The 16,721-nt window shown below is 74.1% G+C and carries 12 protein-coding genes and 1 pseudogene; 9 read left to right on the top strand and 4 right to left on the bottom strand.

Going from position 1 to position 16,721, the window contains the following annotated elements; genetic code table 11:
- Positions 1-327: 327 nt before the first annotated feature.
- The 3 genes from ABD198_RS17605 to ABD198_RS17595 form a co-directional block, all read right to left on the bottom strand.
- Positions 328-603 (bottom strand): hypothetical protein, encoded by a 276-nt coding sequence (locus ABD198_RS17605; protein ID WP_344002332.1) that lies wholly within the window; start codon positions 601-603, stop codon positions 328-330.
- A 279-nt stretch (positions 604-882) separates the two neighbouring features.
- The gene (gene malQ / locus ABD198_RS17600; RefSeq protein WP_344002329.1) at positions 883-2,958 is read right to left on the bottom strand and encodes a 4-alpha-glucanotransferase; all 2,076 of its coding nucleotides are present in this window, start codon (positions 2,956-2,958) and stop codon (positions 883-885) included.
- Positions 2,959-3,312 carry a hypothetical protein gene (locus tag ABD198_RS17595; protein WP_344002325.1) on the bottom strand — a complete coding sequence of 118 codons (354 nt, stop codon included), beginning with the start codon at positions 3,310-3,312 and terminating at the stop codon, positions 2,959-2,961.
- A 293-nt stretch (positions 3,313-3,605) separates the two neighbouring features.
- Here ABD198_RS17595 and ABD198_RS17590 point away from each other — a divergent pair, with 293 nt between their 5' ends.
- From ABD198_RS17590 to ABD198_RS17575, 4 genes are all read left to right on the top strand, one after another.
- Positions 3,606-6,494 (top strand): beta-N-acetylglucosaminidase domain-containing protein, encoded by a 2,889-nt coding sequence (locus ABD198_RS17590; protein WP_344002322.1) that lies wholly within the window; start codon positions 3,606-3,608, stop codon positions 6,492-6,494.
- Positions 6,495-6,608: 114 nt separating this feature from the next.
- The gene (locus ABD198_RS17585) at positions 6,609-7,142 is read left to right on the top strand and encodes a PadR family transcriptional regulator (RefSeq protein WP_344002319.1); all 534 of its coding nucleotides are present in this window, start codon (positions 6,609-6,611) and stop codon (positions 7,140-7,142) included.
- Positions 7,139-7,825 carry an ABC transporter ATP-binding protein gene (locus ABD198_RS17580; protein ID WP_344002316.1) on the top strand — a complete coding sequence of 229 codons (687 nt, stop codon included), beginning with the start codon at positions 7,139-7,141 and terminating at the stop codon, positions 7,823-7,825. The genes ABD198_RS17585 and ABD198_RS17580 overlap by 4 nt, the downstream gene beginning before the upstream one ends.
- Positions 7,822-9,183, top strand: a complete 1,362-nt coding sequence (locus tag ABD198_RS17575) for an ABC transporter permease family protein (protein WP_344002313.1) — start codon at positions 7,822-7,824, stop codon at positions 9,181-9,183. The genes ABD198_RS17580 and ABD198_RS17575 overlap by 4 nt, the downstream gene beginning before the upstream one ends.
- Positions 9,184-9,322: 139 nt before the next feature.
- Here ABD198_RS17575 and ABD198_RS17570 read toward each other — a convergent pair whose 3' ends face one another.
- Positions 9,323-9,859 (bottom strand): HNH endonuclease, encoded by a 537-nt coding sequence (locus ABD198_RS17570; RefSeq protein ID WP_167998117.1) that lies wholly within the window; start codon positions 9,857-9,859, stop codon positions 9,323-9,325.
- A 334-nt stretch (positions 9,860-10,193) separates the two neighbouring features.
- Here ABD198_RS17570 and ABD198_RS17565 point away from each other — a divergent pair, with 334 nt between their 5' ends.
- The 5 genes and pseudogenes from ABD198_RS17565 (at position 10,194) to ABD198_RS17545 (ending at position 16,580) form a co-directional block, all read left to right on the top strand.
- Positions 10,194-11,291 carry a mechanosensitive ion channel family protein gene (locus tag ABD198_RS17565; protein WP_344002309.1) on the top strand — a complete coding sequence of 366 codons (1,098 nt, stop codon included), beginning with the start codon at positions 10,194-10,196 and terminating at the stop codon, positions 11,289-11,291.
- A 10-nt stretch (positions 11,292-11,301) separates the two neighbouring features.
- A pseudogene (locus ABD198_RS17560) lies at positions 11,302-12,255 on the top strand (ROK family protein); the annotation flags it as partial.
- Between the two features lie 410 nt (positions 12,256-12,665).
- The gene (locus ABD198_RS17555; RefSeq protein WP_425580497.1) at positions 12,666-14,048 is read left to right on the top strand and encodes a hypothetical protein; all 1,383 of its coding nucleotides are present in this window, start codon (positions 12,666-12,668) and stop codon (positions 14,046-14,048) included.
- 17 nt (positions 14,049-14,065) lie between these two features.
- The gene (locus ABD198_RS17550; RefSeq protein ID WP_344002438.1) at positions 14,066-15,160 is read left to right on the top strand and encodes a glutamate ABC transporter substrate-binding protein; all 1,095 of its coding nucleotides are present in this window, start codon (positions 14,066-14,068) and stop codon (positions 15,158-15,160) included.
- 52 nt (positions 15,161-15,212) lie between these two features.
- Positions 15,213-16,580: a hypothetical protein gene (locus tag ABD198_RS17545; protein ID WP_344002306.1), complete on the top strand. Its 1,368-nt coding sequence runs from the start codon at positions 15,213-15,215 to the stop codon at positions 16,578-16,580.
- The last annotated feature ends 141 nt before the right edge of the window (positions 16,581-16,721 follow it).

The raw sequence follows: 16,721 nt of genomic DNA, 5'->3' as shown, positions 1-16,721 counted from the left end.
TCAGGGACCGCCCCGCCGGTCCTCCTCGCCGGGTCGGGTTCGGGGGAGCAGATCTTGGGCCAGGTCCCGGTCATGGCCAATGAGGAACCAGCCCCGCGGGTGCGGGGGGCGACGTCTCCTTGTGCGTGATGGCGGTGATGGCACGGGACCATCCCCGCGGGTGCGGGGAGCAGCGACGGTCCGGCCGGACCTCGACACCGCGGCGATGGAGGTCTTCGGCCGGATGTACCGCCTCACCCGGGCAGAATCGGCTGGAGACGGCGCCCTCGGTGAAGCCGGAAGCGGCGCCCTCGGTGAAGGTGCGCGGTGTGGAACGTGCGGCGCGGGTCAGGCCTTGGCGTCGGCCTTGGTCTTGATGTTGCGGCTGGTCACCCGGTGCTCCTCCTTGGAGCGGTCGAAGACCATCACCAGGCCGGCGATCACCGCGAACAGGACGATCGGGAGCGCGACGAAGAGGCCCAGCGTCTCGATGACGCTCAGGCCCGGGCCGGGGTCGTCACCGTCGTCGCGGGTGATCGCGAGCGCGGGGGACGACATGAGCAGCATCATCAGCGTCGTACCGGCTGCCAGGGCGCCGGCGCGCAGGGCGTTCTTCTTGTCCACGCTGCACAAGGTAGCGAACGCCGGTGAGGGCCGCGCGCCCGGGGTGCCGTACGAGGCCTTCGCGCAGGTGGGGGCGGGGCCCGGACGGTGCCGGTTCACGGGCCTCGGTATCAGCGCGCCTGCCGGCCTCCACGTCAGGGCGCCCTGCCGGCCTCCGCATCAGCACGCCTGCCGGCCCCCGCATCAGCGCGCGTGCCGGCCCCCGCATCAGCGCGCGTGCCGGCCCCCGCATCAGCGCGCGTGCCGGCCTCCGCATCGGCGCGCCCGCCGGCCTCTGCATCAGCGCGCGCCCCTGAGCACCTCGAGCAGCGCGTGCAGCCTCGGCGACTCCGCCAGGTCCTCCAGGGACACCGGGCGGCCCTCGGCGTCGGCGATCGGCAGCCGCCAGTTGGGGTACTGGTCCCAGGTGCCCGGCAGGTTCTGCGGGCGGCGGTCGCCGACGGTGTCCGGCAGCCAGACGCCGATCAGGCGGGCGGGGGTGCGCAGCAGGTAGCGGTGGACGGCCTGGATCCCGGCCTCCTCCGAGCGCGTGTCGCCCCCGCCGCCGGAGCCCTGCAGCATGCCGAGCCGGGACAGCAGCTCCAGCCACTCCGCGGTGTCGGCGGCGGCCTCCGCGCGCTCCTCGGTGAGCGGGCGGGTGAGCAGGCCGAGACGGTCGCGCAGGTCGACGTGCTCGCCGGTGAGGCGGGCGGCGGTGGGCGGCAGGTCGTGGGTCGTGGCGGTGGCCAGGCAGTCGGCGCGCCAGGCGTCCGGTGGCAGGGGGCGCCCGTCGCCCTCCCAGTCGCGTTCGAACCACAGCACCGACGTGCCGTACACCCCGCGCTCGCGCAGCGCCTCGCGCACGCCCGGCTCGACCGTGCCCAGGTCCTCGCCGATCACCATGGCCCCGGCGCGGGAGGCCTCCAGGACCAGGGAGGCGAGCATGGCCTCGGCGTCGTAGCGGACGTAGGTGCCCTCGGTGGGCGGGTGGCCGTGGGGCACCCACCAGAGCCGGAACAGGCCCATGACGTGGTCGATGCGCAGCGCGCCGGCGTACCGGAAGAGGGCCCTCAGCAGATCGCGGAAGGGTGCGTAGCCGGACTCGGCGAGCCGGTCGGGGCGCCACGGGGGCAGGCCCCAGTCCTGGCCGCGCGCGTTGAAGGCGTCCGGGGGTGCCCCGATGGACATGCCGGCCGCGAAGTACTCCTGCTGCGCCCAGGCGTCGGCGCCGCCCGGGTGCACGCCGACGGCGAGGTCGTGCACGATGCCGAGCGGCATCCCGGCCTCGCGGGCGGTGCGCTGGGCCGCGGCGAGCTGGGCGTCGGTGAGCCAGGCCAGACGGCAGTGGAAGTCGACCCGGTCCATCAGCTCGCGGCGGGCGCGGGCGGTCTGCGGCGAGCGCGGGTCGCGCAGTCCGGCGGGCCAGCGGTGCCAGTCGGGGCCGTGCGCCTCGGCGAGGGCGCACCAGGTGGCGTGGTCCTCCAGGGCGGCGCCCTGCTCGGCGAGGAAGTCGCAGTAGGCGGCGCGCCGGCCGGGCCCGAGCGGCACCTGGTGCACCAGCTCCAGGGCCTCGCGCTTGAGCTCCCAGACGGCGTCCCGGTCGATCAGCTCGCCCTGCTCCAGCACCGCCGCGCGCAGCCGCCCGGCCCGCCGGCGCAGGGACCGTACGCGGTCGTCGTCGGTGACGTAAGCGAACTCCGGGACGTCCTCGATCCGCAGGTGCACGGGGTCGGGGAAGCGGCGGGAGGAGGGGCGGTAGGGGGACGGGTCGGTCGGGGAGCCGGGCACGGCCGCGTGCAGCGGATTGACCTGGACGAATCCGGCGCCGAGGCTGCGTCCGGCCCAGGCGGCCAGCTCGCCGAGGTCGCCGAGGTCGCCCATGCCCCAGGAGCGGCGGGACAGCAGCGAGTAGAGCTGGACGAGCAGGCCGTAGGAGCGGGTGGCGGGGGCCGGCAGCCGGGGCGGGGCGACGATCAGGTGGGCCCGCGCGGTACGCCCGTCGGGGGCGGTGGCGGTCACCTGGTGGACGCCGGGCGGGAGCCCGTCGGCGGAGGGGCGGGTCTCGCCCTTCTCGGTGCGGATGCTCAGCCGGGTGCCCTCGGGGAGCGCGGCCAGTGCGGCCGGGCCGGCCTCGCCCCAGCCGACGACGGTGGGCGGCAGCAGCCGGCCGGCCGGCTCCCGCTCGCGGGCGGCGAGCGCGGCGCGCACCGCCTCGGGGGTGCTCGCGTCCACGCCGAGGGCGGCGAGGGCGAGGGTGACGGCGGTGGCCGAGGCGTCGACCGTACGGTCCGGGGAGGGACGGTAGGAGGTGGCGACGCCGTGCAGCGCGGCGAGCCGGGAGAGGTCCTCGGAGCAGGGCTCGGCCGGCGCGGTCACTTAGGGCTCCGGGCGGTACTGGGCCGGGAAGGCGTCGTCGAATCCGGTGGACTGGGACGGGAAGGCGTCGAGTCCGGAGGGGTCGGTGTCCGTCTCGGTGTCCGTGAAGGCGTCGGACTCGCTGGTCAGCGGGGCGGCGTCGGCGAGCGGGGGCTCGCTGGTGAGGGGTTCGGCGTCGGGCAGCGGGGGCTCGCTGGTCAGGGGGACCTCGGTGCAGGGGCCTTCGGCGCTGAAGACGCAGGCGTGCAGTCCCTCGGCCTCTTCGGACCCGTGGGGGCCCTCGGGTGCGGCGGAGGTGTGCTCCGCCGAGGGTTTGGACAGGGCGGGGGACGGGACGTATGCGGGTGCAGCCACGGATGGCCTCCTCGTCGGGCGCGGCCGTGCCCCAAGGGCTCGGCACGGCCGTGCGTAGTCTTCGGCACGGATGTGCGGGTGTGTCCGGTCAGGTCGTGCGGGGTTATCCCGCAGCCCTACCCAGAGGGCGCGAGACCAGACGCACAAACCCGTCCAACGTGGTCCTGCTCACATTCTGTTCCCGTTCACTCGCCCCGCATGCGGACAGATCGGGCACACCGGCCACTGTCGTTGACACGTTCACCGCAAGGGTGGTGGGCTCGAACCGCCTGTCGAGCGACCGGGAGGAGCCTGTGCAGCCACGGCGTGGGAAGAGGGCGGCGGTCCTCGCGCTCGCCGTCGTCGCCGGAACCCTGGGCCTCGCGCCCGACGTGTCCGCCGCTCCGGCGGACGGCCCCGAGGCGGAGCCCCGTCGCGCCTCCGAGGCGGCCGAGGCCGCCGAGGTGTCCGTCTGGCCGCGCCCGCACTCCCTGCGCACGGGCGGGGATCCGGTCGCGGTGACCGACGAGGTGGCCCTGCGCGTCGACGGGACGGCCGACCCGTACGCCCTGGACGCGCTGCGCGCCCTGCTGCGGCAAGCGGGTGCGCGCCGGTTCACCGCCCCCGGCGCACCGGTGCCCAAGGGGGCGCTGGTGGTGCGGGTGGGCGCGGAACGCCCCGGCGGCGACCCTCGTCACGCCCTCCCCTCCGGCGGATACGCCCTGACCGTCGGCCGCGACGGCATCTCGCTCACCGGGGCGGGCCCGGACGGCCAGTTCCACGCGGTGCAGACACTGCGTCAGCTGCTCCGCCGGGACGGACACTTCAACGCCGCCGTCGTCCGGGACTGGCCCGCCACCGCGGTGCGGGGCGTCACCGAGGGCTTCTACGGCACCCCGTGGACGCACCGGCAGCGGCTGGCCCAGCTCGACTTCCTGGGCCGCACCAAGCAGAACCGCTACCTGTACGCGCCCGGTCACGACCCCTACCGGCAGGCCCGCTGGCGCGAGCCCTACCCGCACCAACGGCGGGCGCAGTTCCGGGAGCTGGCCGAACGCGCCCGCCGCAACCACGTCACCCTCGGCTGGGCGGTCTCCCCCGGCCAGGCGATGTGCTTCGCCTCCGACGACGACCTGCGCGCGCTCACCCGCAAGCTGGACGCCATGTGGGCGCTGGGCTTCCGCGCCTTCCAGCTGCAGTTCCAGGACGTCAGCTACAGCGAGTGGCACTGCGGCGCCGACGCCGGCCGCTTCGGCTCCGGCCCCCAGGCCGCCGCCCGCGCCCAGGCCCATGTGGCCAACGCGGTGGCCCGCCATCTGGCGCGGCGTCACCCCCAGGGCGCCGCCCTGTCGGTGATGCCGACCGAGTACTACGAGGACGGGTCCACCCCCTACCGGCGGGCGCTGGCCGAGGCGCTGGATCCGCGGGTGGAGGTGGCGTGGACCGGGGTCGGGGTGGTGCCGCGCACCATCACCGGCGGTGAACTCGCCGAGGCCCGCGAGGTGTTCGGGCACCCGCTGGTGACCATGGACAACTACCCGGTCAACGACTACGAGCCGGGCCGCATCTTCCTGGGCCCCTACCAGGGCCGCGAACCGGCCGTCGCCTCCGGCTCGGCCGCCCTGCTCGCCAACGCCATGGAGCAGCCGGAGGCGTCCCGCATCCCCCTGTTCACCAGCGCCGACTTCGCCTGGAACCCGCGCGGCTACCGCCCCGAGGAGTCCTGGCGCGCCGCGATCGCCGACCTGGCCGGCGGGGACGCCGGACGGGAGCGGGCGCTGCGGGCCCTGGCGGGCAACACGGCGTCCTCGGTGCTCGGCGGCGAGGAGTCGGCGTATCTGCGCCCGGCGATGCGGGCGTTCTGGCAGGCCCGCACCTCGGCGGGCGGCGACCGGGGCCGCTCCGCGTCCGGCGCGGAGGCGCGGCTGCGCTCGGCCTTCCGCGTGCTGCGGGAGCTGCCCCGCAGCCTGGACGGGACCGGGGTCGGCGCGGAAGCCGCCCCGTGGGCCGAGCAGTTGCGGCGGTACGGGGACGCCGGGCTCACGGCGCTGGACATGCTCCGCGCGCAGGACTCCGGCGACGCGGCCGGCGCCTGGGCGGCGTATCAGAGGCTCGGCAGCCAGCGGGAGCGGCTGGAGTCGGCACGGGTCACCGTCGGTGAGGGCGTGCTGAACGGCTTCCTCAGCCGGGCGCAGGAGACGTACCGGGAGTGGGCCGGTGTCGATCACGAGCCGCCCGCACCGTCCCGCGGCGCCGCCGACGACCGTGAGCTGCGGCTCCCCCGTACGCGTTCGCTGTCCGCCGTGACGGTGCTCGCCGAGCCCGGCACCGAGGGGACGGTCGAGGTGCGCGTGCCCGGCGCGGGCTGGCGCCGGGTGGGGGCGCTGGATGCCTCCGGTGCGACCGAGCTGCGGACGGACGAGCGGGCGGACGGCGTACGGGTCACCGGCGCCGACGGCGCCCGCGTGCGTCACCTGGTCCCCTGGTTCGAGGACGCGCCCGCCGCCTCCCTCGACCTGTCCGGCGGCGGCCGCGCGGACACCGACATCGGCGGCAGCCGCCGGCTGACGGCCACCCTCGGCTCGCGCCGCCCCGCCGGGGTGCGCGACCGGCTGACCGTCGAGGCGCCCGAGGGCATCCGGGTCCGCGTACCCAAGGGCGAGGTGGGCGTGCCGCGCGGCACCTCGGTGCGGGTGCCGGTCGAGGTGGCCGTGGAGCGGGGCACGCCGGCCGGGCGGTACGAGGTGCGGCTCGGATTCGGCGGGGTGCGGCGCACGCTGACCGTGCACGCCGTCCCGCGCACCGCGGGCCCCGACCTGGCCCGCACCGGCCGGGCGAGCTCCTCGGCGGACGAGACGCCCGACTTCCCCGCGTCGGCGGCGAACGACGGCGATCCCCGGACGCGCTGGTCGTCCCCGGCCGAGGACGGCGCCTGGTGGCAGGTGGACCTGGGCCGGCCGGTGCGGCTGGGCCGCGTCGAGCTGCACTGGCAGGACGCGTACCCGTCGGTCTACCGCGTGGACGTCTCGGCGGACGGCCGGACCTGGCGCACGGCGGTGCGTGTGAAGGACGGCCGCGGCGGCCACGAGACGCTCCGCATGGACGAACGCGAGGTGCGCTTCGTACGCGTCCAGGGCGAGCGGCGGGCCACGCAGTACGGGTACTCGCTGTGGTCGGTGGAGGCGTACGCCGTGGCGGACTGAGCCGCGGTCCGAACGGGCAGGCCGCCAGGATTCATCGCCCTCGACGGCATCCACACCCATCTCTTCACCGATCACTATTCACTCAGTACATGTACTCAGTGCATACTGATCCCCATGAGCACCCGCCACATCCTGCTGGGGCTGCTCGCCTCGGGGCCGAGCCATGGCTACGACCTGAAGCGACGCCACGACGAACGCTTTCCCCAGGCCCGCCCGCTGGCCTACGGGCAGGTGTACACGACCCTGCAGCGCCTGGTCCGCGACGGCCTCGCCGAGATCGAGGGCACCGACGCGGACGGCGGCCCCGAGCGGACCATGTACCGCTCGACGGAGGAAGGGGCACGCGAACTGGCCCGCTGGGCCGGGGAGATCACCCCGCCCGCCCCCTTCGTGGCCAACGAGATCTTCGCCAAGGTCGTGCTGTCCATCCTGTCCGGCGGCGACCCCGCCGCGTATCTGCGCGCCCAGCGGGCCGCGCACATGGCGCGGATGCGTGAGCTGACCGCACTGAAGTCGGCCAAGGGCGCGGACCTGGCGACCGTGCTCTCGGCGGACTACGCCCTCAACCACCTCGACGCCGACCTCCGCTGGATGAACACCACGGCGGCCCGGCTCACCTCTCTGACCGCGGAGGTCGACACAGCATGAGCAACCCAGTGCCGCTCCTGGCGGCCCGTGACCTCGTCAAGGCCTACGGCAGGACCCAGGCCCTGCGCGGCGCCTCCCTCGAGCTGCGGGCCGGTGAGATCCTCGCCGTCACCGGGGCGAGCGGCAGCGGCAAGTCGACGCTGCTGCACTGCCTCGCCGGGATCGTCCGCCCCGACTCCGGCTCGGTCACGTATGCCGGGGAGCGGCTCGACCGGCTCCCCGAGAAGCGGCTGAGCGAGCTGCGGCGGACCGAGTTCGGGGTGGTCTTCCAGTTCGGCCAGCTGATACCGGAGCTGACGGCACTCGACAATGTGGCACTGCCGCTGATGCTGGCGGGCACCGGCCGCCAGGCGGCGCAGACCGCGGCCGGCGAGTGGCTGGAGCGGTTCGGGGTGCGCGGGCAGGAGCAGCTCAGGCCCGGTGAGTTGAGCGGTGGCCAGGCCCAGCGGACCGCGCTGGCGCGGGCACTGGTGACCGGCCCGAAGGTGGTGTTCGCGGACGAGCCGACCGGGGCGCTGGACTCGCTCGCCGCCGAGCAGGTGATGACGGCGCTGGTGCACACGGCCCGGGAGGCCGGCACGGCGGTGCTGCTGATCACGCATGACGCCCAGGTGGCGGCGTACGCGGACCGCGAGGTGCAGCTGCGGGACGGCACCGTGGCCCCGCTGGAGGTGACCGCGTGAGCTCGCTGCGAGCGGATCTGCGTCTGGCCTGGCAGCTCACCCGGGGCTCCGACCGGCGCGAGTGGTGGCGGATCGCCCTCACCGCCACGGGCGCGGGGCTGGCCACGGCGTTCGCACTGGGGGCCGTGAGCCTGGCCTCGCTGCGGGGCCACTACCAGGTGTCCGTCGGCGCGGGCCTGCTGAACGAGCCCAGTACCCGCTCGGGGGTGATCGTCGGCCTGCTGCTCCTGCTCGTTCCGGTCCTGGGATTCCTCGGGCAGTGCGCCCGTATCGGCGCCGTGCACCGTGACCGGAGGCTGGCCGGGCTGCGGCTGGCGGGGGCGTCGGCGTGGCAGGTGCGCCGGATCGCCGCGCTGGAGACGGGGCTGGCCTGTCTGCTCGGTTCGGCGGTCACGACGGTCGTGTCGTTGCTCGTGCTGCTGCGGCTGTGGGACAGCCCCAGCGCCCTGGCCCTGGCCGGGGCCGGCCTGGTCGCCGTCGGTGTGCCGGTGCTGGGCGCGGTGGCGGGCGCGCTGGCCCTGCGGCGTGTGGTGACCTCACCGCTCGGCTGGGTGCGCCGCGTGGGCCCGCGCACGGGCCGGGCTCCGGGCCTGATGTTCCTGGCGGGGGTACTGCTGACGCTGGCCGCGCTGGTGGCGGTGGCCACCACGTCCCCGCCCTCGCCGAACCGGCCCGGCGGAGGGCCGGCGCTGACGGTGATGGGAGCGATCCTCGCGGTCGGCGCCGGCGCGGTGTGGCTCTCCGGGGCCACGGCGAGGCTGACCGGGCGGCTGCTCGCCCGCCGGGCCCGGTCGGCGGCCGTGCTGATCGCGGCGGAACGGCTGCGCGACGACCCGTGGGCGGCGGCACGGACGCACGCCGCGGTGCTGCTGGTGACGGTCGTGGGCACCGGTTTCGTGGGTCTGCGGCAATGGATGCTTGAGGTGCTGGACTCGCAGCGGCAGCTGGCGGAGGGCCGCTCCTTCTACACCACCGGCCTCGACCTCACGGCCGCCGCCCTGGTGGTCGCGCTGGCGATCACCCTGTCCGGTCTCGCGGTCGGCACGGCCGAGTCGCTGGCCACGCGGCGGCGGGGCCTGGCCGCACAGGCCGCCGCGGGCGTGCCGCGCTCCGTGCTGGGCAGGGCGCTGCTCCTTGAGACGGCCCTGCCGCTGGCCCCGGCCCTGCTGCTCGCGGGGGCCGGAGGAGCGGTCATCGGCTTCGGGTACGCGGTGCTCGCCGAGGGCGGCGGCTGGTCCCTGCCGTGGGTGTCGCTGCTGGTCCCCTTCGCCGTCTACGCGACCTGCCTCCTGGCCGCCACGACCGCCCTGCCCCTGCTGCGCCGCACCGTCCGCCCCGCGGAACTGCGCTACGCCTGACGACAGGCCGACAGGCCGACAGGCCGGCGGTCCGGCCGGCCCCGGGGAACGGGGGTCTCCCGGGGCCGGCCCGCCAGGACCGGTCGCCGCCGGGCGGGACACACGGCCGACTCGGCGGGACACACGAAGGCCCGGATCGTCAGGCGGAGATGCCGTCGATCCGGGCCAGGACGTCGTCCGCGCCGTACGGCTGCAAGTAGGGCAGCCAGCGCGGGTCCCTATGGCCCGTGCCGATGATGCGCCAGGCCAGACCGGTGGGCGGGGCCGGCTTGTGGCGCAGGCGCCAGCCGAGTTCGCGCAGATGCCGGTCGGCCTTCACGTGGTTGCAGCGGCGGCAGGAGGCCACCACGTTGTCCCAGACGTGCTTGCCCCCACGACTGCGCGGGATGACGTGGTCGACGCTGGTTGCGACGCCACCGCAGTACATGCACCGGCCCCCGTCACGGGCGAACAGCGCCCGCCGCGTCAGAGGAACGGGCCCCCGGTAGGGAACACGCACGAAACGCTTGAGCCGGACCACGCTGGGTGCGGGGACGGTGACGGTTGCGCTGTGCAGATAGGCGCCGGACTCCTCGAGGCAGACGGCCTTGTTCTCGAGGACGAGCACGAGCGCGCGGCGGAGCGGTACGACGCCGAGTGGCTCGTACGACGCGTTGAGGACCAGGACATGCGGCACGGATGCCTCCTTGTACGCCGGCGGCGCGTGGCTCGCGCCGGGACGATTTCGTAGTCAGTTTCCTCTCATGCCAGGTGAACGCGCCACCATGTCCCGGTAACGGGCTGGGAGTGTTTTCGACCACACAGGAGTGTCTTCCCCCGGATCATGGCCGGCTCAAGCGCAGGTGAGGGCCATTACTTCTTCACGGAGGCCGCGGAGTCCTTCACGATGCCCCGATAGTGTGGTGGTTCTGCCGTACCGGTGACCCTTTCGTAATCGGCATGACCTTGCCGAACTGATGTGACCGTGGCTGTCGCACCGGGGGCAGAGCGTGCACCTGGAGGTACCTGCCGTGTCCTTGCCCGTTGCGGACGTCGCCCTGGCGGCCGTGAGTCCCTCGCCGACCCCCTCGGAGACCGAGACACCGACGGTGCCCTCGCTCCGGGACGCCCAGGAGAGCGCCACCAACGCCGCCGGCTGGGTGGAGGAGAACTGGTCGACGTGGCTGGCGATCGGTCTGCGGGTGCTGCTGATCGTGGTGATCGCCGCGGTGCTGCGGGTGGTGGTGCGCAGAGCCATCACCAAGCTGATCGAGCGGATGGCCCGTACCGGCGACGCGGTGGACGGCTCCGGTCTCGGCGGGCTGCTGGTCAACGCCGAGCGGCGCCGCCAGCGCTCGGCGGCGATCGGCTCGGTGCTGCGCTCGGTCGCGTCCTTCCTGATCATGGGCACGGCCGCGCTGATGGTGCTGGGCACCTTCCAGATCAACCTCGCCCCGCTGCTTGCCTCCGCCGGTGTGGCCGGTGTGGCCATCGGTTTCGGCGCCCGCAACCTGGTGACGGACTTCCTCTCCGGCGTCTTCATGATCCTGGAGGACCAGTACGGCGTCGGCGACACCATCGACGCGGGTGTGGCCTCCGGCGAGGTCATCGAGGTCGGGCTGCGGGTGACCAAGCTGCGCGGCGACAACGGTGAGATCTGGTACGTCCGCAACGGCGAGGTCAAGCGGATAGGCAATCTCTCCCAGGGCTGGGCGACCGCCAACGTCGACGTCACCGTCCGCTCCGACGAGGACCTGGACCGGGTGAAGGCCACCCTCGACGAGGTCGCCGAGAAGATGAACAAGGAGGAGCCCTGGAACGAGCTCCTGTGGAGCCCGGTGGAGGTCCTCGGCCTGGACTCGGTGCTGCTGGACTCGATGGTGGTCCGCGTCTCGGCGAAGACGATGCCGGGCAAGTCCCTCTCCGTGGAGCGCGAGCTGCGCTGGCGCATCAAGCGGGCCTTCGACGCCGCCGGCATCCGCATCGTGGGCGGCGCCACGGCCCCGGAGGACCCGGAACCGGGCCCCGACCCGGCGGCCTCCGTCGCCCCGCCGTCGGCGTACGCCAGCTCGGTCTCCCCGCAGTCGGTCGCGGCGTCCCCGCTGACGCCGCCGAGCACCACGAAGTAGCCGATACGGCACACTCGATGTGACCCCCGAGCGGATCCTGGCGGCCGTGGCCGACATCACCGGACGCACGGTCGGCCGGTACGAGCTGCCCACCCCCGGCCGCCGGCCCGCCGTCCCGGTCGTGCAGCAGGTCGCCGACGCCCTGGACGGCGCGGTGAAGGAGGCGGGACTGTCCCGGTCGGACATCCACCGCCTGGTCATCGGCACCCCGGGCGCCTTCGACCCGAACACCGGGCGCCTGCGCTACGCCTCCCACCTGCCCGGCTGGCACTCCCCCACGCTGCTGGAGGAGCTGGCCGCCGCGCTGCCCATGCCGTTCGAGTACGAGAACGACGTCAGCCTGGTCGCCGTCGCCGAGCAGCGGCTGGGCGCCGCCCGCGGCCACGACGACTTCGTCCTGCTGTGGAACCAGGAGGGCCTGGGCGCCGCCCTGGTCCTCGGCGGGCGGCTGCACCGGGGCTTCACCGGAGGCGCCGGCGAGGTCGGCTTCCTGCCGGTGCCGGGCACGCCCCTGGTCCGCCAGGTCACCAAGGCCAACAGCGGCGGCTTCCAGGAGCTGGCCGGCGCCCAGGCGGTCCCGAAGCTGGCCCGCGAGCTGGGCATCGGCGACATCCCCCAGGGCCACTGCACCGAGGTGGCCGCCGCCCTGCTGGAACGCGCCGCCGGGGCCGCGGAGCGGGACGAGGGCCACCGCACCCTGCTGACCACCTACGCGACCCGGCTCGCCACCGGGCTCGCCTCCCTCGTCTCCGTCCTCGACCCCGAACTCGTCGTCCTGAGCGGCACCGGCCTCACCTCCGGCGGCGAGACACTGCGCGCCCTCGTCCAGGCCGAGCTGGAGGAGCTGGTCGCCTCCCGCCCGCGGCTGGTCACCGGCGGCGTCCGGGAGCACCCCGTCCTGCGCGGCGCCCTGGAGAGCGCCCTGGCCACGACCCGCGACGAAGTCTTCGACACCTCCCGCTGACGCCCAGCCCCTTCCCTGAATCCGGCACCCCCTCCCTCTCACTGATTCCGGCACCACCCTCCCTCCACCGCCCCACGGAGCCCCTCCCACCACCCCACGGAGCCCCTCTCACGCCCTGCGGGGCCCCTCTCACGCCCTGCGGGGCCCCTCTCACGCCCTGCGGGGCCCTGTCATGCCCAGAACATCCCGACGGATACCACCACCCCCGCCCCGTCTCACCCACCCAGCGTGGGCGCTACGCGCACCCCCACCGGAGCCGCTGTTGCGCCGCAGGCATCAGACGCGCACCCCCACCCAGCCGCAGCGGGAACCGAACCCGGGCCTGACGGCGTATTGGTGAGGAGGTGCAGATGTCAGTCCCAGCGGCAATACTTGCCGCGACAGATGACCATGGGGGAGGTCAAGTGATACTGACACAGACGCGCGCCGGCGAGGCACCGCCGGCCTCACCGGCGGAGCTGCACGCCCCCACGCCACCCCGCCGTACCGCCTTCGCGGAAGGCGTCGACCGCCTCCGCCACGCCGCCACCACCGAACCCGGCCGCCTCCGCATCATCGGCGCCCTCCTCGCCGCCCTGGTCCTCGGCTTCGGCGCCGTCACCATCTGGCAGACCACCGACCGCGCGTCCGCCGCCGACGACGTCCTCACCAGCAGCCAGCCCCTCAGCTCCGACGCCGCCGACATCTACCGCTCCCTCGCCGACGCCAACACCGCGGCCTCCAGCGGCTTCCTGGCGGGCGGTCAGGAGACCGCCGAATCCCGCGCCCGCTACGAGAAGGGCATCCGCACCGCCGCCGGCAAACTCGTCACCGCCGCGGCCAACGCCGACCCGGACTCCCCCTCCACCCCCACCATCACCAAGCTCAACCGCCTGCTCCCGGAGTACAAGGGCCTGGTCGAACGCGCCCGCACCTACAACCGCCAGGGCTTCCCGGTCGGCGGCGCCTACCTCCGCTACGCCAACGAGAAGATGCAGCAGGAGATGCTCCCGGCCGCCGAGGAGCTCTACACCAAGGAGAACCAGCGCCTGCAGTCCGACTACGGACGCGCAACTCCCTACCCCTGGCTCGCCATCGCCCTCGGCACCGCCGCCCTCGCCGCCCTCGCCTGGGCCCAGCGCCGCAACTACCTGCGCACCAACCGCGTCCTCAACCACGGCCTGGTGGCCGCCACCGCCACCACCACCGCCGTCCTCCTCTGGCTCCTCGCCGGCCACACCCTCGCCCGCTCCGGCCTGAACGACTCGCACGACCACGGCGTCCGCTCCCTCACCGTCCTCAACGACGCCCGTATCGCCTCCCTCAAGGCCCGCGGCAACGAGAACCTGACCCTGGTGGCCCGCGGCGCCGAGACCCGGCAGGTCGGCGACGAGACCGTCGACGCGTACGACTACGACTTCGAACGCAACATGGACACCCTGGCCAAGGGCCTCACCCACGCGCGCCGGCTCGCCGACGACAGCACCGGCGAGAAGCCCGTGACCGCCGCCGTCGGCAACATGACCGAGTGGCACAAGCGCCACGACGCGGCCCGCAAGCAGGACGACAACGGCAACTACCAGCAGGCCCTGAACATGGTCATCGGTGCCAAGGGCACCACCGGCGAGTGCTTCGACAACGTCGACGCCAACCTCGCCACCGCCCTGAAGCACGAACAGCACGAGTTCAAGTCCGCGGCCACCGACGGCCGCGACGCACTGACCGGCCTGCCCGTGGGCGCCGCCGTCCTCGCCGTCATCGGCGCACTCGGCGCGGTGCTCGGCATCGGCCGCCGGCTGTCGGAGTACCGGTGAGAGGGGGCGTGACGGGCATGCTGAACAAGGCACGACAGATGCGGGCCGGCCTGCGGGGCTGGGGCGGCGTGGGCGCGATGTTCACGGCCTGCGCCGTGGCCCTCCTCCTCGCCCTCCTGCTCACCTGCACGGGCTCGGCGGTCCACGACACCCCCGACGCCGCCCCCGCGGCCGAAACCGGCGCGAACACAGCACACGCACCCGGCACAGCCGGCGCAGCCGGCAAGGCGGAGGACTGCACCGCCCCCGAGAAGCAGACCCTGCCCCCCTCCGACGCCGACGGCCCCACCATCGAGGCGATCAAGAACCGCCCCGGCGAGAAGCGCAAACTGATCGTCGGCGTGGACCAGAACAGCTACCGCTGGGGCTACCGCAACCCCAACAGCCGCACCAGCGGCAACGGCGGCAACAACACCAGCCTCGAGGGCTTCGACATCGACCTGGTGCACCGTATCGCCGAGGACATCCTCGGCGACCCCGACGCCGTCCAGTTCAAGGCGATCCCCACGGCCCAGCGCATCCCCGCGATCAAGAGCGGCCGCGTCGACCTGGTGGTCCGCACCATGACGATCAACTGCGACCGCCTGAAGGACGTGGCCTTCTCCGCCCCGTACTTCAAGACCGGCCAGCAGGTCCTGGCGCCGAAGACCTCACCGGTCACCGGCTACGACGAGACCCTGGCCAACCGGAGGATCTGCACCGCGAAGGGCTCCACGGCCTACGCGAAGCTGGAGGAGGACAAGAAGAACGGCGACCTGCCCGCCTCCACGGACATCTCCACCCAGGTCCCCAACCAGCTCGACTGCCTGGTGCGGCTCCAGCTCGGCGAGGTGGACGCCGTCGTCAACGACGGCGCGCTCGCGGCGAGCCAGGCCGCACAGGACCCGACGGTGGAGCTCAAGGGCGACGCCTTCACGACCGAGTACTACGGCGTGGCGATGAAGAAGGACGCGGACGACCTGGTACGCCGGGTCAACCAGATCCTGGTGGACTGGCGCAAGGACACCAAGGAGGGATGGCAGGCGTCGTACGACGAATGGTTGTCAGCGACACTTGCCGGGGATTCATCCAAGTCGGAACCACCGGCACCGGAGTACCTGCGCAAGAGCTGAGCGGACTCCGGCCGACCCACAACCGGATCCAACCCGCAACGAGAGGTGATCGATGGGCGACACGGACCCCACCCGGCCGGTGATGGACCGGGACGAGGTGGACCGTGCGCTGGCGCGGCTCGGCGCCGAGCACGAGGCGATCGAGACCTCGCTGCTCGCCCTGCAGGACCACGCGGGCCGAAGACTCCTGGAGGGTGCCCGGCTGACCGGCGTCACCGCGGAACGCTGGAAGTGCACCGAGGCGGCGATCACGCTGCTGTGGACGTACTTCGACGCGTACACGGACGCGCTGCGCACCGCTCGCGAGATCAGGTCCCGCCGCCGCTGGTCCAGCCGCGAGGACCTGGTGGAGCTGACGGAGCTGCTGCGCGGCGAGTGCGTCACGGTCGCCGGCTCGGCGGCCGCCACCGCCAACGCGCCCACCCTGCACGGCGAGCAGCAGGGCCGCCTGACCGAGCGCTACTCGCTGGCCGGCCTCGTCGACCGGATGAACGCCCTGTACGCGTCCTCGCTGGACGTGGTGGTCGCCGCGGACGCGGTGTGGTCGGCGCTGCCCGCGCGGATAGATCTGCTCGCCGCCGAGTTGCAGCGCACCCGCAAGCTGGCGCACTCCGTGGGCGTGCGTCCCGGCGAGCACCCGGCGGGCGACGACCTGGAGCGCATCACCCGCACCCTGACCAAGCTGCGCGAGGAGGTCGTCTCCGACCCGCTGGCGTTCTGGCAGCCTGCCGAGGGCAGTTCGGCACCGGGCGGCGGCAAGCCCGACACCACCGTCTACGACCGTGAGGCGCGCGCCCTGGAGGACGTCCGCCGGGAGATCGACGCGGTGCTGACGGTCCGCCAGGACGCCGAGAAGCGCATCGTCCGCCTGCGGGACCTGCTGTCCCGCGCCGACCGCACGCTCGCCGAGGCCCGTACGGCGCGGGGCGAGGTGCTGGCGAAGATCGCCGCCACGGAGGTGCCGGTGGTCAGCGGCCCGCCGACGGTGCTGCAGGAGCAGCTGGCCACGGCCGCGGAGTACCGCAGGCAGGCGCAGTGGCACCGCTTGTCGCCGCTGCTGGAGTCGCTGGAGCAGAAGGCGGAGGACGAACTGCTGCGCGCCCGCGAGTCGTTGACCGCGGTCACCGCGCCGCTGGCGGTCCGCGCCGAGCTGCGCGGCCGGCTGGACGCGTACAAGGCGAAGGTGGCCCGGCGCGGGCTTGCGGAAGATCCGCTGCTGGTCGAGCGGTACGAGAAGGCGCGCCGCATGCTGTGGAGCGCGCCCTGTGATCTGCGCGCCGCCGAGCAGGCCGTGCTCCGCTACCAGCAGGCGGCGGCCGAACTGATCGGCTCCGCCCCGCGGGTGCCCGGCCAGGCCGGCCCGGAGGACCGGAGGGGGTCGGTCCGGCGCATGAGCAACGAGGGGGAGGCAGCGACATGAGCGAGCCGGACAACCAGACACGCAACCCGTCACCGAACCAGGCACCCGACCCGGCAACGCACCCGTCACCCGACCCGGCGCCGGCCCCGACATCGCACCCGTCGCCGACCCCCACATCGCACCCGTCGCCGTCCTCGGCAT

Source organism: Streptomyces thermocarboxydovorans (genome assembly GCF_039524635.1).
GTDB lineage: Bacteria > Actinomycetota > Actinomycetes > Streptomycetales > Streptomycetaceae > Streptomyces > Streptomyces thermocarboxydovorans.
The sequence above is the reverse complement of the archived record's forward strand: the minus strand, read 5'-3'. Positions and strand labels throughout refer to the sequence as shown.

Excerpts from the sequence above, each read along its gene's own strand:
- ABD198_RS17585 (WP_344002319.1), top strand. The coding sequence starts at position 6,609 with ATGAGCACCCGCCACATCCTGCTGGGGCTGCTCGCCTCGGGGCCGAGC.
- ABD198_RS17580 (WP_344002316.1), top strand. The coding sequence starts at position 7,139 with ATGAGCAACCCAGTGCCGCTCCTGGCGGCCCGTGACCTCGTCAAGGCC.
- ABD198_RS17550 (WP_344002438.1), top strand. The coding sequence starts at position 14,066 with ATGCTGAACAAGGCACGACAGATGCGGGCCGGCCTGCGGGGCTGGGGC.
- ABD198_RS17545 (WP_344002306.1), top strand. The coding sequence starts at position 15,213 with ATGGGCGACACGGACCCCACCCGGCCGGTGATGGACCGGGACGAGGTG.